The organism is Streptomyces sp. NPDC041784, from assembly GCF_055591025.1.
Genome location: NZ_JBVJAB010000002.1, coordinates 222,829 through 244,021, shown reverse-complemented (window position 1 = coordinate 244,021; position 21,193 = coordinate 222,829). Strand labels below are relative to the sequence as shown.

The 21,193-nt window shown below is 73.3% G+C and carries 23 protein-coding genes; 14 read left to right on the top strand and 9 right to left on the bottom strand.

From position 1 onward, the window contains the following. Positions 1-130 precede the first annotated feature (130 nt). Positions 131-718 (top strand): ArsR/SmtB family transcription factor, encoded by a 588-nt coding sequence (locus ACZ6D7_RS04765; protein WP_469483450.1) that lies wholly within the window; start codon positions 131-133, stop codon positions 716-718. Between the two features lie 14 nt (positions 719-732). Next, entirely contained in the window at positions 733-1,983 is a 1,251-nt protein-coding gene (locus ACZ6D7_RS04760; protein ID WP_469483447.1) for an MFS transporter, read from the top strand. Between the two features lie 3 nt (positions 1,984-1,986). On the opposite strand, the gene ACZ6D7_RS04755 is transcribed toward ACZ6D7_RS04760, so the two are convergent. Together ACZ6D7_RS04755 and ACZ6D7_RS04750 are read right to left on the bottom strand one after the other, a co-directional pair. Further along, complete coding sequence (locus tag ACZ6D7_RS04755; RefSeq protein ID WP_469483445.1) at positions 1,987-2,385, bottom strand: VOC family protein; 399 nt, start codon at positions 2,383-2,385, stop codon at positions 1,987-1,989. Positions 2,386-2,396: 11 nt separating this feature from the next. Next, entirely contained in the window at positions 2,397-3,032 is a 636-nt protein-coding gene (locus tag ACZ6D7_RS04750) for a TIGR03085 family metal-binding protein (RefSeq protein WP_469483443.1), read from the bottom strand. Between the two features lie 128 nt (positions 3,033-3,160). Here ACZ6D7_RS04750 and hisI point away from each other — a divergent pair, with 128 nt between their 5' ends. From hisI to lgt, 11 genes are all read left to right on the top strand, one after another. After that, a complete protein-coding gene (gene hisI / locus ACZ6D7_RS04745) occupies positions 3,161-3,553 on the top strand; it encodes a phosphoribosyl-AMP cyclohydrolase (protein ID WP_469483440.1) in 393 nt (130 codons plus the stop codon). An 11-nt stretch (positions 3,554-3,564) separates the two neighbouring features. Next, a complete protein-coding gene (locus ACZ6D7_RS04740) occupies positions 3,565-5,043 on the top strand; it encodes an anthranilate synthase component I (RefSeq protein WP_469483438.1) in 1,479 nt (492 codons plus the stop codon). A 52-nt stretch (positions 5,044-5,095) separates the two neighbouring features. Continuing rightward, the gene (locus ACZ6D7_RS04735) at positions 5,096-5,746 is read left to right on the top strand and encodes a TIGR02234 family membrane protein (RefSeq protein ID WP_469483436.1); all 651 of its coding nucleotides are present in this window, start codon (positions 5,096-5,098) and stop codon (positions 5,744-5,746) included. A 192-nt stretch (positions 5,747-5,938) separates the two neighbouring features. Next, positions 5,939-6,202, top strand: coding sequence for an HGxxPAAW family protein (locus ACZ6D7_RS04730; RefSeq protein WP_469483434.1), 264 nt, complete (start codon positions 5,939-5,941; stop codon positions 6,200-6,202). 85 nt (positions 6,203-6,287) lie between these two features. Then, entirely contained in the window at positions 6,288-6,722 is a 435-nt protein-coding gene (locus ACZ6D7_RS04725) for a DUF2752 domain-containing protein (RefSeq protein ID WP_469483432.1), read from the top strand. 150 nt (positions 6,723-6,872) lie between these two features. Next, positions 6,873-7,682, top strand: coding sequence for an indole-3-glycerol phosphate synthase TrpC (trpC, locus tag ACZ6D7_RS04720; RefSeq protein ID WP_469483430.1), 810 nt, complete (start codon positions 6,873-6,875; stop codon positions 7,680-7,682). Positions 7,683-7,704: 22 nt separating this feature from the next. Next, positions 7,705-7,932 carry a tryptophan biosynthesis modulator TrpM gene (gene trpM, locus ACZ6D7_RS04715; RefSeq protein WP_469483427.1) on the top strand — a complete coding sequence of 76 codons (228 nt, stop codon included), beginning with the start codon at positions 7,705-7,707 and terminating at the stop codon, positions 7,930-7,932. A gap of 67 nt (positions 7,933-7,999) precedes the next feature. Then, complete coding sequence (trpB, locus tag ACZ6D7_RS04710; protein ID WP_469483425.1) at positions 8,000-9,283, top strand: tryptophan synthase subunit beta; 1,284 nt, start codon at positions 8,000-8,002, stop codon at positions 9,281-9,283. After that, complete coding sequence (gene trpA, locus ACZ6D7_RS04705) at positions 9,280-10,098, top strand: tryptophan synthase subunit alpha (RefSeq protein WP_469483423.1); 819 nt, start codon at positions 9,280-9,282, stop codon at positions 10,096-10,098. The genes trpB and trpA overlap by 4 nt, the downstream gene beginning before the upstream one ends. A gap of 110 nt (positions 10,099-10,208) precedes the next feature. Further along, positions 10,209-10,985 (top strand): DsbA family protein, encoded by a 777-nt coding sequence (locus ACZ6D7_RS04700; protein WP_469483420.1) that lies wholly within the window; start codon positions 10,209-10,211, stop codon positions 10,983-10,985. 84 nt (positions 10,986-11,069) lie between these two features. Further along, on the top strand, positions 11,070-12,089 hold the full coding sequence (lgt, locus tag ACZ6D7_RS04695) for a prolipoprotein diacylglyceryl transferase (protein WP_469483418.1): 1,020 nt from the start codon (positions 11,070-11,072) through the stop codon (positions 12,087-12,089). A 244-nt stretch (positions 12,090-12,333) separates the two neighbouring features. Here the strand turns inward: lgt and ACZ6D7_RS04690 are convergent, their stop codons facing one another. The 7 genes from ACZ6D7_RS04690 to ACZ6D7_RS04660 are packed head-to-tail and all read right to left on the bottom strand — an operon-like array spanning position 12,334 to position 20,169. Beyond that, positions 12,334-13,164, bottom strand: a complete 831-nt coding sequence (locus ACZ6D7_RS04690; protein ID WP_469483416.1) for an HpcH/HpaI aldolase/citrate lyase family protein — start codon at positions 13,162-13,164, stop codon at positions 12,334-12,336. Next, positions 13,161-14,366, bottom strand: a complete 1,206-nt coding sequence (locus ACZ6D7_RS04685; RefSeq protein WP_469483414.1) for a CaiB/BaiF CoA transferase family protein — start codon at positions 14,364-14,366, stop codon at positions 13,161-13,163. Before ACZ6D7_RS04685 ends, ACZ6D7_RS04690 begins: the two co-directional genes overlap by 4 nt. Then, the gene (gene rbsK, locus ACZ6D7_RS04680; RefSeq protein WP_469483412.1) at positions 14,363-15,256 is read right to left on the bottom strand and encodes a ribokinase; all 894 of its coding nucleotides are present in this window, start codon (positions 15,254-15,256) and stop codon (positions 14,363-14,365) included. The genes ACZ6D7_RS04685 and rbsK overlap by 4 nt, the downstream gene beginning before the upstream one ends. Further along, positions 15,253-16,650, bottom strand: a complete 1,398-nt coding sequence (locus tag ACZ6D7_RS04675) for an ADP-ribosylglycohydrolase family protein (protein ID WP_469483410.1) — start codon at positions 16,648-16,650, stop codon at positions 15,253-15,255. Before ACZ6D7_RS04675 ends, rbsK begins: the two co-directional genes overlap by 4 nt. Then, the gene (locus ACZ6D7_RS04670) at positions 16,638-17,816 is read right to left on the bottom strand and encodes an ADP-ribosylglycohydrolase family protein (protein ID WP_469483408.1); all 1,179 of its coding nucleotides are present in this window, start codon (positions 17,814-17,816) and stop codon (positions 16,638-16,640) included. The genes ACZ6D7_RS04675 and ACZ6D7_RS04670 overlap by 13 nt, the downstream gene beginning before the upstream one ends. A gap of 8 nt (positions 17,817-17,824) precedes the next feature. Next, the gene (locus ACZ6D7_RS04665; protein WP_469483406.1) at positions 17,825-19,093 is read right to left on the bottom strand and encodes an ADP-ribosylglycohydrolase family protein; all 1,269 of its coding nucleotides are present in this window, start codon (positions 19,091-19,093) and stop codon (positions 17,825-17,827) included. A gap of 26 nt (positions 19,094-19,119) precedes the next feature. Then, positions 19,120-20,169 carry an ADP-ribosylglycohydrolase family protein gene (locus tag ACZ6D7_RS04660; RefSeq protein WP_469483404.1) on the bottom strand — a complete coding sequence of 350 codons (1,050 nt, stop codon included), beginning with the start codon at positions 20,167-20,169 and terminating at the stop codon, positions 19,120-19,122. A 271-nt stretch (positions 20,170-20,440) separates the two neighbouring features. On the opposite strand from ACZ6D7_RS04660, the gene ACZ6D7_RS04655 reads away from it, so the two are divergent. Further along, a complete protein-coding gene (locus tag ACZ6D7_RS04655; protein ID WP_469483402.1) occupies positions 20,441-21,172 on the top strand; it encodes a VIT1/CCC1 transporter family protein in 732 nt (243 codons plus the stop codon). The last annotated feature ends 21 nt before the right edge of the window (positions 21,173-21,193 follow it).

Genomic DNA, 21,193 nt, shown 5'->3' with positions numbered 1-21,193 from the left:
AGCACTGAGGTAAGCCCCGGCCGCCTGGTGGCCGGGGCTTACTTGCCGGGTGATGCACAAGGAATATTGCGCAAAGTTCATTGCGCAAAATCTGTTGCGCAATTTTTCTTTCGTATCTACGGTGGGGGGCATGACACGCGAGGAGAACCGTCGCATCACGGATCTGGGGACGCTCAAGGCGCTCGCTCATCCGCTCCGCATGAAGCTCTACCGCCTGCTCTTCGTCGCCGGGTCCGCGACCGCGTCGCAGCTCGCCGAGCAGGTCGACGAGGCCGTGTCCCTGGTCAGCTACCACCTGCGCAAGCTCGCCGAGCACGGCCTGGTGGAGGAGGCGGAGCCGCGCAGCGCCGACGCGCGGGAGCGCTGGTGGCAGCCGGCCTCGGAAGGCGTCAGCGTCCGGGACGAGGACTTCCGCGACGCACCGGAGAAGGCCGCCGCTCACCTGGCGGCGTCACGGCTCTTCCAGGAGCAGCGCTCCGAGATGTACCGCGCCTACCTCGACCAGCGCCCGCACTGGGGCCGGGAGTGGAACGAGGCCGCGCACGACTCCGAGTCACTGCTGCGCCTGACGGCCGCGGAGCTGGCCGGACTGAAGCGGGAACTGCACGACGTGATCAAGAGGTACGACGAGCAGGGCCGGGCCGCCGAGGCGGACGGCGAAACCGAGGGGCGCGAGAACGTCGCGCTGCATCTGTACGGCTTCCCGTTCCGCGTCTGAGAGGACAGCCTCCCGTGACCGCCACGCTCCTTCCCGCGGCCCCCGCCGAAGCCGGGCCCGCCCACCGCGACGGCAACGTCCTGCGCTGGCTCGCCGCCTACACCTCCTCGATGGTCGGCGACAGCGTGTACTACATCGCCCTGTCCTGGGCGGCCGTCCAGGCGGGCTCCCCCGCCCAGGCCGGCCTGGTGATGGCCGTGAGCGCCGTCCCGCGGGCCCTGTTGATGCTGGGCGGGGGAGTCGTGGCCGACCGGTTCGGGCCGCGCCGGGTCGTCATCGGCAGCGACGCGGTGCGCTGCGCGGCCGTCCTCGCGGTGGCGGCGCTGCTGTTCCTCACCACGCCCGGACTGTGGCCGCTGGCCCTGCTCGCCGTGGTCTTCGGCGCCGTCGACGCCGTGTTCGTCCCCGCCGTGGGCGCTCTCCCCGCACGGCTGACCAGCAGGGGGCAGCTCGCGCGCGTGCAGGGCATGCGGGGCCTCGGCATCCGGTTCGCGAGCGTCGTCGGCGGCCCGCTCGGCGGAGCGGCGGTGGCGGTCGGCGGCGCCGGGGCCGCGTTCGCCGTCGCGGGGCTGCTGATCGCCGTGTCGGTGCCGCTGCTGGTCGGTGTGCGGGTGCGGGAGCTGCCGCCGGACGACGCCACCGGAACCCGGGACACCAGCGCCTGGGCCGACCTGGTGGCCGGGCTGCGGTACATCCGCCGCCACCGGGTGCTCGCCCCGCTGATGTGCGCCATCGCCCTCGGCGACCTCGGCTTCGTCGGACCGCTCAACGTGGGCCTGACCCTGCTCGCCGACGAGCGCGGCTGGGGCGCCGCGGGGATGGGCTGGGTGCTCGCCGGCTTCGGCGTCGGCGCGGGCGCCGCCTCGCTGCTGCTGACCGTGCGCGGGCGGCTCCCGCACGCCGGGCGGGTCGCCGGATACTCGATCCTGGCGGGTTCGGCCGCCATCGGCGCCCTCGCGTACGTCCCGACGGTCGCCCTCGCGGTCGGCACGGCCGTGCTGGTCGGGCTGCTCGCCGGGCTCAGCGGCGCGATGTGCGGGGCCCTGCTCCAGACCCAGGCCGACCCGGCTCGCCTCGGCCGGGTCACCGCCGTCTCCAGCCTGGTCAGCCTCGGTCTCACGCCGCTCAGCATGCCGCTGTCCGCCGCCGCGATCGGCGCCTGGGGCACCGGACCGGTCTTCGTGGTCAGTGCGGCCGTGTGCGGGCTCGGCGGGGTGGTCGCCCTCGCCGTCCCCGCCCTGCGCCGCGCCGAACTGCCCCGCTGAGGTTCAGTCCTTCGGCTGCACGATCTGCACCAGGTTGCCCACGGTGTCGTCCAGCACGGCCGCGATCATCGGCCCCTGCTCCTGGGGCGCCTGGGTGAAGTGCACACCGAGGCTGCGCAGCCGCTCGTACTCCGCCGCGACGTCGTCCACGGAGAAGACGATGCAGGGCAGCCCCGCCTCCTTCACCGCCGTGCGGTACGGCTCGGCGATCGGGCCCTGGCCGGGCTCCAGCAGCAGCTGGAGATCCCGCTGGGCGCCCTCGGGCGCGCCGACGGTGACGAACAGCGTCCCCCCGCCGAGGTCCATGTGGAGACGGGTCTCGAAGCCCAGCACGTCCGTGTAGAAGGCGTGTGCCTTCGCGACGTCCTCGACGTACACGTTCGTCATGGCGACCTTGATCACGGTCCGGCCTCTCAGATCCCGAGCTGCTTGCCGTCGTGCAGCTTCTCGATGGCTTCCTCGTCGCCGTCCAGCTCCACCTTGGCGGCGCTCTGCCGACCGTAGAGGAACAGCAGCAGCTCCGACGCCTCACCGGTCACCGTCACCACCGGCGTACCCCGGTTGGCGACCACCGTTCGGCCGTCCGCGCGACGCAGCACCAGACCGGTCGGGGCGGAGCGGCCCATCATTCGGCCGGCGCGCTCCAGCCGGTTCCACAGGGCGTCCTGGAAGACCGGGTCCAGCTCGCGCGGCGACCAGCCGCGCTGGGCCCGCCGGACGTCCTCGGTGTGCACATAGAACTCGATGGTGTTCGACATCTCCTCGACCTGCTTGAGCGCGAACGGCGAGAACCGCGGCGGGCCGGTCCGGATCAGCTGGATCAGCTCCTCGTACGGCTTGGCGGCGAACTCCTCCATCACCCGGTCGAGCCGGGACGCGAGCTGCTTGATCAGGATGCCCCCGGCCGCGTCCGGACGGCGCTCGCGCACCACCACGTGCGCGGCCAGGTCCCGGGTCAGCCAGCCCTCGCACAGGGTCGGCGCCTCCGGACCGGCGGTCTCCAAGAGGTCGGCGAGCAGAAGCCGTTCACGCTTGGCGAAAGTCGACATGGAGTCAGCCTACGACCGCGTAACCGGTCCGCCCACCCGTCGCTCGACGCGCCCCGCCCCCCGCCGGCCCTTTCCACCCAGTGGACACCAGGCCGTCACTGTCCGTGGCGCGCGGCACAATGGCACCCATGACCAGCACGCCCCCGCCCAGCAGCCTGGACCCCGAGATCGCCGCGCGCCTCAAGCGCAGCGCCGACGGGCTCGTCCCCGCCATCGCCCAGCAGTACGACACCGGAGAGGTGCTCATGCTCGGCTGGATGGACGACGAGGCGCTGCACCGCACCCTCACCACCGGCCGCTGCACGTACTGGTCGCGCAGCCGCCAGGAGTACTGGGTGAAGGGCGACACCTCCGGCCACTTCCAGTGGGTCAGGTCCGTCGCCCTCGACTGCGACGCCGACACCGTGCTGGTCAAGGTCGACCAGGTCGGCGCCGCCTGCCACACCGGCGCCCGCACCTGCTTCGACGCCGATGTCCTGATCGAGATCGCCGATTCCGGCGTACCCGCCACGGATCAGTAAGGTCAGCCGCCATGGACCTCGAGACGTTCCGCAAGCTGGCCACCGACCGTCGGGTCATCCCGGTCACCCGCAAACTCCTCGCCGACGGCGACACCCCGGTCGCGCTCTACCGCAAGCTCGCCGCCGAGCGGCCCGGCACCTTCCTGCTGGAGTCCGCGGAGAACGGCCGCTCGTGGTCCCGCTACTCCTTCGTCGGCGTCCGCAGCGCGGCCACCCTCACCGCCCGCGACGGCCAGGCGCACTGGCTCGGCTCCCCGCCCGTCGGCGTCCCCGTCGACGGCGACCCGCTGGCCGCCCTGCGCGCCACCATCGAGGCCCTGCACACCCCTCACCAGGAGGGCCTGCCGCCCTTCACCGGCGGCATGGTCGGCTACCTCGGCTACGACATCGTCCGCCGCCTGGAGAAGATCGGCCCCGGCGAGCGCGACGACCTGCGGCTGCCCGAGCTGACCATGCTCCTGACCAGCGACCTCGCCGTCATGGACCACTGGGAGGGCTCCGTCCTGCTGATCGCCAACGCGATCAACCACAACGACCTCGACACCGGCGTCGACGAGGCCTACACGGACGCCGTGGCCCGGCTGGACGCCATGGAGGCCGACCTCTCCCGCGCGGTGGCCCAGCCGCCCGCCGTCCTCCCGCCCTCCGAACTGCCCGAGTACACCGCCCTGTGGGGCGGCCGGGAGTACCAGGTGGCCGTCGAGGACATCAAGGAGCGCATCCGCGCGGGCGAGGCCTTCCAGGTCGTCCCCTCGCAGCGCTTCGAGACCCCGTGCACGGCGAGCGCGCTGGACGTCTACCGGGTCCTGAGGGCCACCAACCCCTCCCCGTACATGTACCTGTTCCGCTTCGACGGCTTCGACGTCGTGGGCTCCTCCCCGGAGGCCCTGGTCAAGGTCGAGGACGGCCGGGCCATGGTCCATCCCATCGCCGGCACCCGGCACCGCGGCGCCACCCCGCAGGAGGACCAGTCCCTCGCCGACGAACTGCTCGCTGACCCCAAGGAGCGCGCCGAGCACCTCATGCTCGTCGACCTCGGCCGCAACGACCTGGGGCGGGTCTGCGAACCGGGCTCCGTCGAGGTCGTCGACTTCATGTCCATCGAGCGGTACTCGCACGTCATGCACATCGTCTCGACCGTCACCGGCAAGGTCGCCCACGGCCGCACCGCCTTCGACGTCCTCACCGCCTGCTTCCCGGCCGGCACCCTCTCCGGCGCCCCCAAGCCCCGCGCCATGCAGATCATCGACGAGCTGGAGCCGTCCCGCCGCGGCCTGTACGGCGGCTGCGTCGGCTACCTCGACTTCGCGGGCGACTCCGACACCGCCATCGCCATCCGAACGGCCCTGCTGCGCGACGGCACCGCCTACGTCCAGGCCGGCGCGGGCGTCGTGGCCGACTCCGACCCGGTCGCCGAGGACCAGGAGTGCCGCAACAAGGCCGCCGCGGTGCTGCGCGCCGTCCACACGGCGAACCGGCTGGGGAAATAGGGCGCGTCTCACGTGCGCCCCGGGTGACGGTTCGCCCGGGGTTCAGGCGATAGTGGACTACGTGACTGCTGTTCCTCCCCCCCGATCCGAAGCCGCCGCCTCCACCCGGTCCGGCCGCCGGAGCCTCGCCCTCGCCCTGCTGTGCGGTGCGCTGGGCGCGGCCGTGGCCCTGCTGTCCTCCCGACAGCGCTGGTCGGAGGGCACGGCGACGGTGGCCGGCGGCGCCTTCCCGCTGACCGCCAAGGGCAGCGACGTCACCGGCGTCCCCGCGGCACTCGCCATAGTGGGCCTCGCCGCGCTCGTCGCCGTCTTCGCGGTGCGCCGGACCGGCCGCCTCGCCGTCTCCGTCGTGCTGACGCTCTCCGGCGCCGGCATCGTCACCGCCGCCCTGCTCGGCGCCGGCGACGGCGCCGCGCTCGACGAGCAGGCCGCCAAGGCCTCCGGCGACACCTCGGCCACCGTCGCCGCCTTCAGCCACACCGCCTGGCCCTACGTCGCGGTCGCCGGCGGCGCCCTGATCCTGCTGGCCGGGCTGCTCGCCGTGCGCTACGGCAGCCGCTGGCCCGCCATGTCCGGCCGCTACGAGCGTGACGGCACCCCCCGTCCGCGCCGCGCGGCCAAGCCCGCCGACCCGGACCGGCCCGAGGAGATCTGGAAGGCCCTGGACCGCGGCGAGGACCCCACCGGCGCCGACCCGGCGTGAGCAGGAGGTCGCGCGCGGTTCACCGCACGGTTCCCGATGTGGTGAATCAGACGCGACCGGAGACCACCCCCGCGTCCCGCGGGCGCGCACGTACGGGACAATGGACGACGAGAACGTCCGGCCAGGACACGTACGGGACGCACCCCCCACGGGACGGCTCGTACACCCACAGACAGCAATGAGGAGCAAGCAATGGCGGGCAGCAGCCACGGACACACCCCGGCCGCCTGGACCGGTGTCACCATCGCCTTCATCGGTTTCTGCGTCGCGGGCGCGTTCATGGTGATGGCCCAGCCGGTGGGCTTCTGGGCCGGCATGGTGATCGTGGCCCTCGGCGGTGTGGTCGGCGGCGCCATGCGCATGGCGGGCCTGGGGCAGCCGCGGGACACCCACCGGGTGCCGAAGGTCGCGACGGCGGCGGCGGCGACCCGCGAGCCCGTCAGCGCCGAGGGCTGAGCGGACCTTCCGCAGAACGTCCGTGAGGGGCGGCCGGTGCACACCGGCCGCCCCTCACGCGCGTGTGGCGGCCCCGCGGGGCACAATGCGAGGCGTGAACGCCGACAGCCAGCGGGTGACGTCAACGGTCGCGGGACGGCTCGCCGTGCCCGCCGGGATCCTCACGGCCGTCGCCGGGGCCTTCGCCTACGTCGGAGCCGTCGACCCCAACGAACCCGGCCACTACCCGGCCTGCCCCCTGCTGCGGCTCACCGGCCTGTACTGCCCCGGCTGCGGCGGACTGCGCAGCGCGCACGCCTTCGTGCACGGCGACCTCGTCACCGCCCTGCACGCCAACGCGATGGCCGTCGTCGGCTATCTGGGCTTCGCCGTGCTGTGGACCGTCTGGGTGGTCCGCGCGGCCCGCGGACGCCCGCTGCGTATCGACCTCACGCCCACGCGCCTGTGGACCCTGGGCGCGTTGCTGCTGGTCTTCACGGTGGTCCGCAACCTGCCGTTCGGCGGCTGGCTGCACCCCTGACCGAGCGGACGAAATGTCCAGGTAGTGGGACCGGACGCAACCGGATGTGAGGCCTTCGCCTTCCTCCGGATACCATCGCAGTGACCATCTGTTCCGCTGGTCGCTGGAACGCTCAGCCGACTGTCAACCGTCTGGAAGGGGGCCGCTCGCGTGAGTGTGCTCGACGAGATCATCGACGGAGTCCGTGCCGACCTCGCGGAGCGGCAGGCGCGCGTCAGCCTCGACGAGCTGAAGGAGCGCGCGGCGAAGGCTCCCGCGGCCAAGGACGGCGTGGCCGCCCTGCGCGGCGACGGCGTCAAGGTGATCTGCGAGGTCAAGCGGTCCAGCCCCTCCAAGGGCGCGCTGGCCGCGATCGCCGACCCGGCCGGCCTGGCCGCCGACTACGAGGCGGGCGGCGCCGCCGTCATCTCCGTCCTCACCGAACAGCGCCGCTTCGGCGGCTCCCTCGCCGACCTCGAGGCCGTCCGCGCGCGCGTGGACATCCCCGTGCTGCGCAAGGACTTCATCGTCACCTCGTACCAGCTGTGGGAGGCCCGCGCGTACGGCGCCGACCTCGCGCTGCTGATCGTCGCCGCCCTCGACCAGCCGGCCCTGGAGTCGCTGATCGAGCGCGCCGTCTCCATCGGTCTCACCCCGCTCGTCGAGGTGCACGACGAGGACGAGGTCGAGCGCGCGGTGGATGCGGGCGCCAAGGTGATCGGTGTCAACGCGCGCAACCTCAAGACCCTGGAGGTCGACCGCTCCACCTTCGAGCGCGTCGCCCCCGAGATCCCCGGCCACATCGTGAAGATCGCCGAGTCCGGCATTCGCGGCCCGCACGACCTGATCGCGTACGCCAACGCCGGCGCCGACGCGGTCCTGGTCGGCGAGTCCCTGGTCACCGGCCGCGACCCCAGGACGGCCGTCGCCGACCTGGTGGCGGCGGGCGAACATCCGGCACTCCGCCACGGGCGCAGCTGATCACCCGGTAGAGTTGGCACCGATGACGCTCACCGCAACCACCATGGACCGGTACGCCCGCCTCGCGCGCGGCTGCCGCCCTCGTGGTTGCCGCGCGCCGGCCCGCAGGGTGCACGGCCGCAGGGTGCGTTACGTCATCGGTGACGAACCCGGGCAGGTGAACGGCATGCGATGGCCTACCCAGGGGCGCGGGGCTCTGTTCGCCGTGTGGCTACGGCCGTGCAGGCGCGACCAGTCACATCCGGCCTGAGGCCACCCGACAAACCCCCGCCCCCACGGCGATCAGTGTTCTTCACAACTCACCGTGAGGTTTCCGCATGCCCAGCGAGTTCTTCATTCCCGACCCCGAGGGTCAGGTCCCCAATTCCGACGGCTACTTCGGCGCGTTCGGCGGCAAGTTCATCCCGGAGGCCCTGGTGGCCGCCGTGGACGAGGTCGCCGTCGAGTACGACAAGGCCAAGCACGACCCCGAGTTCGCCCGCGAGCTGGACGACCTGCTCGTGCACTACACCGGCCGCCCCAGCGCCCTCACCGAGGTGCCGAGGTTCGCCGAACACGCCGGTGGCGCCCGGGTGTTCCTCAAGCGCGAGGACCTCAACCACACCGGCTCCCACAAGATCAACAACGTGCTCGGCCAGGCCCTGCTCACCAAGCGGATGGGCAAGACCCGGGTCATCGCCGAGACCGGTGCCGGCCAGCACGGCGTCGCCACGGCCACGGCCTGCGCCCTCTTCGGCCTCGACTGCACCATCTACATGGGCGAGATCGACACCCAGCGCCAGGCCCTCAACGTCGCCCGCATGCGCATGCTCGGTGCCGAGGTCGTCGCGGTGAAGTCCGGCAGCCGCACGCTGAAGGACGCCATCAACGAGGCCTTCCGCGACTGGGTCGCCAACGTCGACCACACCCACTACCTGTTCGGCACGGTCGCCGGGCCCCACCCCTTCCCGGCCATGGTCCGTGACTTCCACCGGGTCATCGGCGTCGAGGCCCGCCGCCAGATCCTGGAGCACGCCGGACGCCTGCCCGACGCCGCCATCGCCTGCGTCGGCGGCGGCTCCAACGCCATCGGCCTCTTCCACGCCTTCATCCCGGACACCGGCGTACGCCTCATCGGCTGCGAGCCGGCCGGCCACGGCGTCGAGACCGGCGAGCACGCGGCCACCCTCACCGCCGGCGAGCCCGGCATCCTGCACGGCTCCCGCTCCTACGTCCTCCAGGACGACGAGGGCCAGATCACCGAGCCGTACTCCATCTCGGCCGGTCTGGACTACCCGGGCATCGGCCCCGAGCACTCCTACCTCAAGGACAGCGGCCGCGGCGAGTACCGCGCCGTCACCGACGACGCGGCCATGCAGGCGCTGCGCCTGCTGTCGCGCACCGAGGGCATCATCCCGGCCATCGAGTCCGCGCACGCGCTGGCCGGTGCCCTGGAGGTCGGCCGGGAGCTGGGCAAGGACGGGCTGATCGTCGTCAACCTGTCCGGCCGCGGCGACAAGGACATGGACACGGCCGCCCGCTACTTCGGCCTGTACGACACCGACGCCGAGGTCGCCGCCAACGCGGCCGACACCGCCGAGATCGAGGGGGACGCCAAGTGAGCGGGAACATTCAGCTGCTGTCGGACACCCTCGCCGCCGCGAAGGCCGAGGGCCGCGCCGCGCTGATCGCCTATCTGCCGGCCGGGTTCCCGACCGTCGACGGCGGCATCGAGGCGATCAAGGCCGTCCTCGACGGCGGTGCCGACGTCGTCGAGGTGGGCCTGCCGCACAGCGACCCCGTCCTCGACGGCCCGGTCATCCAGACCGCCGACGACATCGCCCTGCGCGGCGGGGTGCGGATCGCGGACGTCATGCGTACGGTCCGTGAGGCGCACACGGCCACCGGGAAGCCGGTGCTGGTCATGACGTACTGGAACCCGATCGACCGCTACGGCGTCGAGCGGTTCACCGCCGAGCTGGCCGAGGCGGGCGGTGCGGGCTGCATCCTGCCCGACCTGCCGGTGCAGGAGGCGGCGCTGTGGCGGGAGCACGCCGAGAAGCACGGCCTCGCGACGGTCTTCGTGGTGGCGCCCAGCAGCAAGGACGAGCGGCTCGCGCGGATCACCGCGGCGGGCAGCGGCTTCGTCTACGCCGCCTCGCTGATGGGGGTCACCGGCACCCGTGAGTCGGTCGGCGCGCAGGCCCAGGACCTGGTCGAACGCACCCGGGCCACCGGCACCGACCTGCCCGTCTGCGTCGGCCTCGGCGTCTCCGACGCGGAGCAGGCGGCCGAGGTGGCCGGCTTCGCCGACGGGGTGATCGTCGGCTCGGCCTTCGTCAAGCGGATGCTGGACGCGCCGGACCACGCGGCCGGTGTCGAGGCCGTCCGTGAACTGGCGGACGAGCTGGCCAAGGGCGTGCGCCGAACGGCGTAGCACGCGTGCGCCGAGAGGCGTGACAGAGCGGGACATTTCCCAGGGTCACTCGAACGGGTGGACCTGGGACCGGGGAGGCGCAATGCGCCTCCCCGGTTCGTTCTGGGGGTGTGAGCGAGAAGAATCGTGACGGAAAGCGCACTGCCCGGGAGCGGCTGGCGGCGGACCGCGAGAAGCAGAAGGCCGCGGAGCGGCGGCGGCGCACCCTGATCGTCGGCGCGAGCGTCGTCTGCGTGCTGGGCCTGGCCGCGGTGATCGGCATCGTCGCCGCCAACGCCGGCAAGGACGACGACAACGCCGACGCCGGCCCGGTCGTCGCGCCCTCGGGGGCGAACGGCAAGGACGCGCTGGCGATCCCCGTCGGCAAGGAGAGCGCCAAGTCCACGCTCACGGTCTGGGAGGACTTCCGCTGCCCGGCCTGCAAGGCCTTCGAGGCGGCGTACCGGCCGACGATCCACGAACTGACCGAGTCCGGACAGCTCAAAGTCGAGTACCACCTGGCCACCCTGATCGACGGCAACATGGGCGGCAGCGGCTCCCGCAACGCGGCCAACGCGGCGGCCTGCGCCCAGGACGCCGGAAAGTTCACCGCCTACCACGACGTCCTCTTCGAGAACCAGCCCGAGGAAACCGACGACGCCTACGCGGAGAACAGCAAGCTCATCGAGCTGGCCGCCAAGGTCGACGGCCTCGACACCCCCGCGTTCCGCAAGTGCGTCGAGGACGGCACGCACGACAGCTGGGTCGTGAAGTCCAACCAGGCCTTCCAGGACGGCCGCTTCGGCGGCACCCCCACCGTCCTGTTCAACGGCAAGAACATCTACCAGGACCAGACGATGACACCGGCGAAGCTGAAGCAGATGGTGGAGGAGGCGGACCAGGGGTGAGGCGGTTTCACACCCGCCTGTTATGGAGCCGTAGCCGGGCCGCCCGCCGTGCGCGCGGTCCGGCACGGTAGCGTCGACCCTGCCATGGAACTTGCCTACATTCCCAGCCCGTCGCGCGGGGTGCTGTACGTCGGCCCCATTCCGCTGCGCGGCTACGCGTTCTGCATCATCATCGGCGTCTTCGTCGCGGTCTGGCTCGGCAACCGGCGTTGGATCGCCCGGGGCGGGCGCGCCGGGACGGTGGCCGACATCGCCGTCTGGGCGGTGCCGTTCGGCCTCGTCGGCGGCCGCCTCTACCACGTGATCACGGACTACGAGCTGTACTTCAGCGAGGGCCGGGACTGGGTGGACGCCTTCAAGGTCTGGGAGGGCGGCCTCGGCATCTGGGGCGCGATCGCGCTCGGCGCGCTGGGCGCGTGGATCGGCTGCCGCCGCCGCGGCATCCCCCTGCCCGCCTACGCCGACGCCGTCGCCCCCGGGATCGCGCTCGCCCAGGCGATCGGCCGCTGGGGCAACTGGTTCAACCAGGAGCTGTACGGCAAGCCGACCGACCTGCCCTGGGCCCTGCACATCACGTCCTCCTCGGACGGCCGGATGCCCGGGTACTACCACCCGACGTTCCTCTACGAGTCGCTGTGGTGCATCGGCGTCGCCGTTCTCGTCATCTGGGCCGACCGCCGCTTCAAGCTCGGGCACGGGCGGGCGTTCGCGCTGTACGTCGCCGCGTACTGTGCCGGGCGCGGCTGGATCGAGTACATGCGGATCGACGACGCCCACCGTGTCCTGGGCCTCCGGCTGAACGTCTGGACCGCGATCGTCGTGTTCGTGCTGGCCGTGACCTACATCGTGGTGTCGGCGAAGAAGCGGCCGGGGCGCGAGGAGATCGTGGAGCCGGGCGCCTCCGACGGTGAGGCCGCCTCCGACGGAGCGGCCGATGCCGAGTCCTCGGAGCAGACGGAGACGGCGGAGGCGAAGGCCGAAGTGAAGGCCGACGCCGACGCCGATGCCGAGGGCGACACGAAGGACGACGAGAAGTCCGAGGCCGAGTCCGAGGCCAAGGACGAGGCCGAGAACGAGGCCGAGTCGGCGGGCAAGAAGAGCTGACGGCTACCGGCACGACCGGTACGAACGGTACGACGGCGAGGGGGGCCCGGGGGTCCCCCAGGGAACCTTCCCCTTTTGTGGGGGAATCCGGGTCTGTCGGGTGGGGGGAAGGGGCGGTGGGTCGATCCCCCCCACCCCACGCTCACCCCCCCCCCCCCCCCCCCCCCCCCCCCCCCCCACCACCACCCCCCCCCCCCCCCCCCCCCCCCCCCCCCCCCCCCCCCTCGCCGTTTCGGTGGAGGCGTCAGCGTCTGCGGGCCAGGGACAGGGTGCGGTGGGCCGCCGCCACCACCGCCGCGTCGATGAATCTGCCGTCCGGGAGGGCCTGGGCCCCCGGCTCCACCGCCGCCGCCTTGACGATGGTCTCCGCCTCCTCCAGTTCCTGCTCGGTGGGCAGGTAGGCCCGTTCGATGATCGGGAGCTGGCGCGGGTGGATGGCGGCGCGGCCCAGGAAGCCGAGGGTGCGGCCGTGGGCGCAGGACGCGGCGAGGCCGTTCAGGTCGCGCGTGTCGGGGTGGACGGACTGCGGCGGCGGGATCAGACCCGCGGCCCGCGCGGCGACGATCACCCGGGAGCGGGACCAGTCCAGGCCCGCGTCGTCGCGGATGCCGAGGTCGGCGCGGAGGTCGGCCTCGCCGAGGGCGATCCCGCGCAGGGCCGGGTGCGCGGCGGCGATGGGGTAGGCGTGCTCGACGCCGAGCGCGGATTCCAGCAGGGCGTAGAGCGGCGGGGCTCCGCCGTCCGCCGGGGCGACGGCCTCGGCGATCCGGGTGATCTGGTCCGGCGAGGTCACCTTGGGCAGCCGCAGGCCCCGGACGCCGGGGAGGTGGGCCACCGCGTGCAGGTCGGCGGCGGCCAGCGGGCTGTCGAGGGCGTTGACCCGGACGTGCACCGGGACCGGCTGGGGGTCGCGGAGTCGTTCGGCGGTGGCCGTGCGGGCGTACTCCTTGCGGTCCGGGGCGACCGCGTCCTCCAGGTCGACGATGACGACGTCGGCTCCGCAGGCGAGGGCCTTGCTGACGATGTGCGGGCGGTCGCCGGGCACGTAGAGCCAGGTCAGCGGGGTGGGGTTCACAGGGCGCCCGCCTCGCGGAGGGCCGTCAGTTCGCTGCTCGTCAGGCCCAGCTCGGTCAGGACGGTCTCCGTGTCCGCGCCGTGCGGGCGGCCGGCCCAGCGGATCGCGCCGGGGGTGGAGGACAGCCGGAAGAGGACGTTCTGCATCCGGAGGGGGCCCAGTTCAGGGTCGTCGACGGTGGTGACCGTGCCGAGGGCCTGGTACTGGGGGTCGGCCATCACGTCCCGTACGTCCTGGATCGGGGCGATCGCCGCCTCCGCCTTCTCGAAGGCGGCGAGCACCTCGGTGCGGGGGCGGGCGGCGATCCACGTGCCGACCGCCTCGTCGAGGACATCTGTGTGGGCGGCGCGCTCGGCGCCGGTCGCGAACCACGGCTCGTCGATCAGCTCGGGGCGGCCGACCAGGCGCATCACGCGTTCCGCGACGGACTGGGCCGAGGTCGAGACGGCGACCCAGGTGCCGTCTGCCGTGCGGTAGGTGTTGCGCGGGGCGTTGTTCGCGGAGCGGTTGCCGGTGCGTTCCTGGACGCGGCCGAGCTGGTCGTACCAGAGGGGCTGCGGGCCGAGGACCATCAGGATCGGTTCGATCAGGGCCATGTCCACAACCTGGCCCTCGCCGGTGCGGTCGCGGGCGGCCAGGGCGGTCATGACGGCGTAGGCGGTGGCCAGGCCCGCGATGGAGTCGGCGAGGCCGAACGGCGGGAGGACCGGGGGCGCGTCCGGTTCGCCGGTGATCGCGGCGAAGCCGCTCATCGCCTCGGCGAGGGTGCCGAAGCCGGGCCGATGGGCGTAGGGGCCGAACTGGCCGAAGCCGGTGACCCGGGTGAGGACCAGCCGGGGGTTGGCGGCCGACAGCTCCTCCCAGCCGAGGTCCCACTTCTCCAGGGTGCCGGGGCGGAAGTTCTCGACGATCACATCGGCGGTGGCGGCGAGGCGCAGGAGGGTGGCGCGGCCGCCGGGCTTGGAGAGGTTCAGGGTGATCGTGCGCTTGTTGCGGCCGAGGTGCTTCCACCACAGGCCGACGCCGTCCTTGGAGGGGCCGTGGCCCCGGGACGGGTCGGGTTTCGTGGGGTGCTCGACCTTGATCACCTCCGCGCCGAAGTCGCCGAGCAGGGTGGCGGCGAGAGGGCCGGCGAAGAGGGTGGCCAGGTCGAGGACGCGCAGGCCGGTCAGCGGAGTTGCCCTGTGGGCGTTCTGGGTCATGAGGTGTACTGCTTCTCGATCTCGGAGCGGTACGGCATCGAGGCGGAGGCGCCGGGGCGCTGGACGGAGAGCGCCGCCGCCGCGGCCGCCCAGGCCAGGGCTTCGCGCATGGGGCGGTCCTCACCGCGGGCCACCGCCAGCGCACCGACGAACGTGTCGCCCGCGCCGGTGGAGTCGACGGCGGTGACCCGCGGGGCGGGCACGACGACGGGTTCGGCGCCGCGTGCCGCGTACAGGCTGCCGGCCGCGCCGAGCGTGACCACGACCTCCGGCACGCTCTCCAGCAGGGCCGCGGCCGCCTCGCGGGGGTCGGTGCGGCCGGTGAGGGTGGTGGCCTCGTGCTCGTTGGGGACCAGCAGGTCGACGGCGGTGAGGAGTTCGGGCGGCAGCGGTCGGGCGGGGGCCGGGGTGAGGATCGTACGGACGCCGTGGGCGCGGGCCGCGCGGGCCCCCGCGACGACGGCGGCCAGCGGGACCTCCAGCTGGAGCAGCAGCGCGTCGGCGGAGGCGATCAGGCCCTCGTCGCCGGGGACGAGATGGTCGACGGTGCCGTTGGCGCCGGGAACGACGACGATCGCGTTGCCGCCCTCGTCGTCCACGACGATGTGCGCGGTGCCGGAGGGGGACTCGACCGTGCGCAGATGGTCGGTGTTCACCCCGGAGTGTTCCAGGGTGGAGCGCAGCCGGGCGCCGAAGGAGTCGTTGCCGACCGCGCCGATCATCGAGACGGTGGCGCCCGCGTGGGCGGCGGCGACCGCCTGGTTGGCGCCCTTGCCGCCGGGGATCGTACGGAACTCCCGTCCCGTCACGGTCTCCCCGCGCTGCGGGGCCTTCTCGACGTACGCGACGAGGTCCATGTTCGTGCTGCCGAGCACGACGATGTCGGTCATGGGCGGGACGCCTCCCGGGGGGTGAGGGACCAGGTGAGCTGGGCGAGGGTGTCGAAGCCGGTGCCGTCGAAGCCGGCGACGGAGGTGGCGAGGCGGTTCTTGAGCGGGTCCGTCCAGCGGGCGGGGAGGGCGGCGGGATGCCCGGCGAGGAGGCCGGCGACGCTGCCCGCGGTCGCGCCGTTGGAGTCGGTGTCCCAGCCGCCGGACACCGCGCGGCGGACGGAGCCGGTGAAGTCGCCGTCGGCATGGGTGAGGGCGGCGGCGATCAGGGCGGTGTTGGGGACGGCGTGGACCCAGTGGGTGGCCTTGTACGTGGTGTGGAGTTCGTCCACGACCGTGTCGAAGTCGGGGTGGACTTCGGCCAGTCGGATGGCGTCGGTGACGGCCCGGGCGAGGCGGGAGCGGGGTGGGATCACCGTGAGGCCGGTGCGCAGGCAGGTGTGGATGTCGTGGTTCCCGGTCGCCGCCGTCGCGATGGTGGCCGCCGTGAACATCGCCGCGTAGACGCCGTTGGCGGTGTGGGTGAGGGTGGCGTCGCGGTGGGCCTGTTCCGCCGCGGCGGCCGGGTCGCCGGGGTTGGTCCAGCCGTGGACGTCGGCGCGGATGAGGGCGCCGATCCATTCGCGGAAGGGGTTGCGGTGGCGGGCGGTGTGCGGGGGTTCGATGCCGGAGAGGAGGTTGCGGTAGGCGATCCGCTCGGCGGTGAAGGTGCGGCCCGCCGGGAGTTCGTCCAGCCAGAGCTTCGCCACGTCGGCGGTGGTGAACTCCCTGCCATGGCGGCGCAGCAGGAGGAGGTTGAGGAGGGGGTAGTTGAGGTCGTCGTCCTCGGGCATCCCGTCGATGTTCTCGGCGAGGGAGGTCGCTGCCGAGCGGCGGTTCCAGGGGTGTCGCGCGAGGAGGTCCGCGGGGACGCCCCGGGCGGTGAAGTAGGTGTCCAGGGGCCAGTTGCCGGTGGACCTGGCGAGGGAACGGATGGCGTCGAGGGGGAGTTTCTCGACGGGTTTGCCCAGGAGGCAGCCCGCCGCTCGGCCCAGCCAGGCCGCTTCCAGGGCAGCCCGGGTGGGGGCCGGGCGGGTGCCCTCGCGGCTCGGGCGGGTGCCTTCGCGGCTCGGGCGGGTGCCTTCGCAGCTGTGGCGGATGGCGGCGAGGTCCGTCGGTTCGTCCTCCGCCAGCCTGCTCGGCAGGTCCGCCAGTTCGTCCAGCAGGTCCTCCGCGAGTTGGCGCAGGTACCGGGAGGCGCGGTGCGGGGAGGCTCCCGCCCGGGACGGGGCTTCCGGGCCGCCCGCCGCCCGCCAGCGGGCCGCGACGGCGTGGGGTTCGCGGCCGTCCTCGACCGCCTGGCGGAGTTCGTGGCCCAGGAGGTCCTCCGGTTGGACCCAGGTCAGGCGGAGCATCCCTGGCCTCCGAGGAGGGTGGTGAAGGCCGCCTCGCGGGTCCGGCGTGCCTGGACGTCCCGGGCGAAGATCTGCCGCGCGACCTCGGCGAGGGTGCGGGCGGGCGCCCACAGGTCCAGGCGGCTGGCCTCGGCCACCTCCTTCGACCAGTCGTCCGGGACGGGGGAGCCCAGGGCGCCGGCCAGCGCGCCCGCCATGGTGGCGATCGAGTCGCAGTCGCGGCCGTAGTTCACCGCGCCGAGGACGGCGTGCCGGTAGTCGCCGGCCGAGACCACCACCATGCCGAGCGCGACGGGGAGTTCCTCGATCGCGTGCAGCCGGGAGGGGCGGCGGGCACCGAGGGAGGGCCGGCGGTAGTCGGGGCCCACGGTGTCGTACGGGGTCACGGCCCGGCGCAGTGGGATCAGCGCCGACTCGAAGTCCCGGTGGTGGGACGCCTCTTCGCAGACCTTCTCGATCGCTGTGCGGGTGCCGTCCTTCGCCAGCGCCAGGCAGGCCGACACGATCGAGTCGGGGGTCGCGCCCGGTGCGCAGGCCGCCGCCACCGCCGCCGCGAAGACACCCGCCGCCTCACGGCCGTACGACGACTGGTGGGCGCCCGCGATGTCCAGCGCCTCGGCGTACGCGCCCGCCGGGTCGGCCGCGTTGACCAGGCCGACCGGGGCCATGTACATCGCCGCACCGCAGTTGACGATGTTGCCCACTCCGGCCTCGCGGGGGTCGACATGGCCGTAGTGGACCCGTGTGACCAGCCATTTCTCCGCGAGGAAGATCCGTTGGAGGGGGAGCGCCTCCGCCTCCAGCTCCGGGATCCAGCGGGGGGTCGTCATCAGGTCCGGGACCAGGTGGTCGGCGATCGCGTACGCGTCGAGGTGGTCGCGGACCGTGGCGTAGACCCTGATCAGCGCGTGGGTCATCAGGGTGTCGTCGGTGAAGTGGCCGTCGCCCTTGTGGTACGGGGCGATGGGGCGGGCGGTGCGCCAGGCGTCGCCGTTCCAGGGGCCGACGATGCCGTGGACGCGGCCGCCGTGGCGCTCGGCGATCTGGTCGGGGGAGTAGCCCTCGACCGGGCCGCCGAGCGCGTCGCCGACGGCCGCGCCGACCAGGGCGCCGGTGATCCGTTCGTCCAGACCCGCCTCTGGGCTTTCTGTTGCTTTGGGCGTCATGCCCCGAATCATCCTCCTGGTGGGGCCGGTTGTGTGGCTTCCAGGAGTTCGGCGAGTTCCACCAGATCGGTGCCGGTGAGGCGGGGGAGCACACAGCCGGAGAGGGTGCGGCAGGTGTCGCGCCAGGACGCGGGGATCGCGTCGCCGCCGCCGAGCGCGCCGGTGAGCGCGCCCGCCAGGGCCGGCGCCGAGTCCGCGACCCGGGACAAGCAGGCCGCCGCCGGCACCGCCTCGGCGACGCGGCCGCCGGAGGCGAGGGCCAGGGCGAGGGCCACCGGGACCGTCTCGGCGGCCGCGATGCCGTAGCTGTAGACGTGGTCGACGATCTGGTGCTCCAGGAGGGGGACCAGGGCGAAGGCGTTCTCGGCGTCGCGCGCCAGTTTCAGGGCGTGGCGGGCGTTGCGGCCGATCTCCGTCTCCTCGGGGAGTTCGGCGAGGGCCGCCGTCACACAGCTCTCGGGGTCCGCGCCGACGAGGGCCAGGGCGAGCGCGGCCGCCATGGCCCGGGCGCCGTGCACACCGTCGCCGTCCTGGGTGTAGCGGGCGTCGAACTCGGCCAGTTCGGCGGCGAGTCGGGGGTCGCCGGGGTGGGCCACGGCGAGGACGCAGGCGCGTACGCAGGCCGCGTCGTCGAAGTAGTGGGGGTTGTCGTGGCCGGTGGCGGGCGGGCGCAGGCCCGTGGCGAGGTTGCCCAGGCCGGCCCGGACGGAGATGCGGGCGCGCAGGGGGAGCACCGCGGACTCGATCTCCGGGGCGCGGTCGGCCGCCGCCGCGACCTCGCTGGCGATGGCGTTCCAGGTGAGGTCGATGGCGGCGCGCATACGGCGTTCGCGGCTGAGGTCGCCGAGGACGGTGTCGTCTCCGGCCCGCAGGACGGCCTCCGCCGCGAAGGCCGCCCACTCGGCGTCGTCGGAGGGGCCGAGGCGGAGGGGCTCGGGGGGTTGGTTGAGGGCGATGGGGACGGGGAGGGTGGTCGTCGCGTTGTGCTCGGCGAAGGTGTCGAGTTCGCGGGTGAGGCGGCGGGTCCATTCGGGCATGCGGGCGGCGCGGTGGCGGGCGGCGGGCCAGCCGGCGGCGTCGCCCGCGGCCAGGCCGAGGAGGAGACCCTGGATGCGCTTCTCCCGGTTGCCGCCCGTGGCACCCTCGGCGTCGGAGGCGGCCGGCCTCCGCGGGAGGTCCGGGCTGTCGGCCGCCGCGGGCTCGGGCGGCTCCGCCGTGGGTGTCGGTTCCTGCCGCTCCGGTGCGGGCGGCTCCGTCGTCGTCGTTCCCGCGGACATTCCCTCGTCCCATGGGCCCGGTGGTCTCATCGGTGGGTCTCCGTTCCGTCGGGGGCGGGCCGGTCGTGGTTCAGCAGGCTCGGTACCAGGTCCGGTACGACCACCCCCTCGCCCCACTTCCCGCCCTCGCCCGGTACCAGCAGTTCGGCCACGTCCAGGACGTGGTGGCCGGCCATCGAGGGGAGGCAGCTGCCGCGGGCCGGGCCGATGGCCGCCGCCCAGTCGGCCGGGATGGCGGAGACACCCTCGGTCGCGCCGGCCAGCGCGCCCGCGACCGCCGCCGTGGTGTCGGCGTCGCGGCCCATGTTGACGGCGGTGAGGACCGCCTGTGTGAAGTCGCCGTCGGCCGCCGCGTAGGCGCCGAAGGCGAGGGCCACGGCCTCGGGGGCGAGGTCGGTCCAGGGGTAGCCGCCGATGACGACGGCGGAGCGGACCGCTCGTTCGCCGCGGTGGGCGACTGCCACCGCCCGGCGCAGGGAGCGGGCCGTCCAGGAGTCCTCGGGGACGACGGCCAGTGCGGAGGCGATCACGGCGACCGTCGGCGCGCCCGCCATCGCCGCCGCCACACCGGCCGCGACCGCCTGGCCGCCGTAGATGCCCTCGCCGTCGTGGCTCACCGAGCCGTCGATGGCGACGAGACGGGCCGCTTCCGCCGGGCGGCCCGCGGCGAAGACGCCGAACGGGGCCGCGCGCATCGCCAGGCCGTCGCTCCAGGCGTGCCGGTGCTGGGCGGAGATGGGGGCGGCCAGGCCCCGGCGCAGGTTCTCCAGGGTGCCGCGTTCGCTGAAGCCGGCGCCGCGGAAGGGGCCCTCGTCGCGGTCGGCGATCCACTGGTGCCAGGCCGCCTCCACATGGGCCGGGGTGAGGGCCGAGCCGTGCCGGGCGAGGAGCAGGCCGGAGAAGATCGCGTACTCCGTGTCGTCCGTGCCGGCCGGACGGTCCGCCACATAGCCCGTGACGCGGCCCCAGCGGGCCCGGATCTCCGACGGCTTCAAGTTCTCGGCCGGTGCGCCGAGCGCGTCTCCGACGGCGAGGCCCAGCAGGGCGCCGCGGGCCCGTTCACGGATCGATGCCATGCGCGGCCTTTCCTCCGGGGGTCCCGCTCGGGTGCGGAACCCTTTGCGGATGTGTCCCACCATCGGCGGTTGACCTGAGCCTCGAACCCCTTCATGTCACCCGGTCGACATTTGTGCAGGATCCCGATCGAATGAGCGCTCGAAGGTAAAAGCGCAGGTTAGCGCAGCCTCGCCTTGGTGGCGGGTGGGGATGCGGAGGCGTATCTTATGTGCTGTCGGAAATTAGAATCAGTCTAAAGTTAGCTTTGGCTCAGCTTACTGGGGGACCCTCATGGCCATCATCGAGACCGAGGCGCCGCTGCACGAGGCGCACCGTGACAACCACACGCACCGCGATGTGAACGGCGGCTGGCTGCGCCCCGCCGTCTTCGGCGCGATGGACGGCCTGGTCTCCAACCTCGCCCTGATGACCGGTGTGGCCGGCGGGGAGGCCGGGCGGCAGGCCCTCGTGCTGACCGGGCTCGCGGGCCTGGCCGCCGGCGCCTTCTCCATGGCGGCCGGCGAGTACACCTCCGTCGCCTCGCAGCGCGAACTCGTCGAGGCCGAGCTGGACGTCGAGCGCCGGGAGCTGCGCAAGCACCCGAAGGACGAGGAGGCCGAGCTGGCCGCGCTCTACGAGATGCGGGGGGTCGAGCCCGCGCTGGCCCGGCAGGTGGCCCGGCAGCTGTCGCGCGATCCCGAGCAGGCGCTGGAGATCCACGCCCGCGAGGAGCTGGGCATCGACCCGTCCGACCTGCCCTCGCCGCTGGTCGCCGCCGTGTCGAGCTTCGGGTCGTTCGCGCTGGGCGCGCTGCTGCCCGTGCTGCCGTATCTGCTAGGGGCGAGCGCGCTGTGGCCGGCCGTGCTGCTGGCGTTGTTCGGGCTGTTCGCGTGTGGTGCCGTCGTGGCGCGTGTCACCGCGCGCAGCTGGTGGTTCAGCGGGCTGCGGCAGCTCGCGCTCGGGGGTGCGGCGGCGGGTGTGACGTACGTCCTGGGCAGTCTGTTCGGAACGGCCGTAGGATAGTTCGACCGCTACTTATGCGTT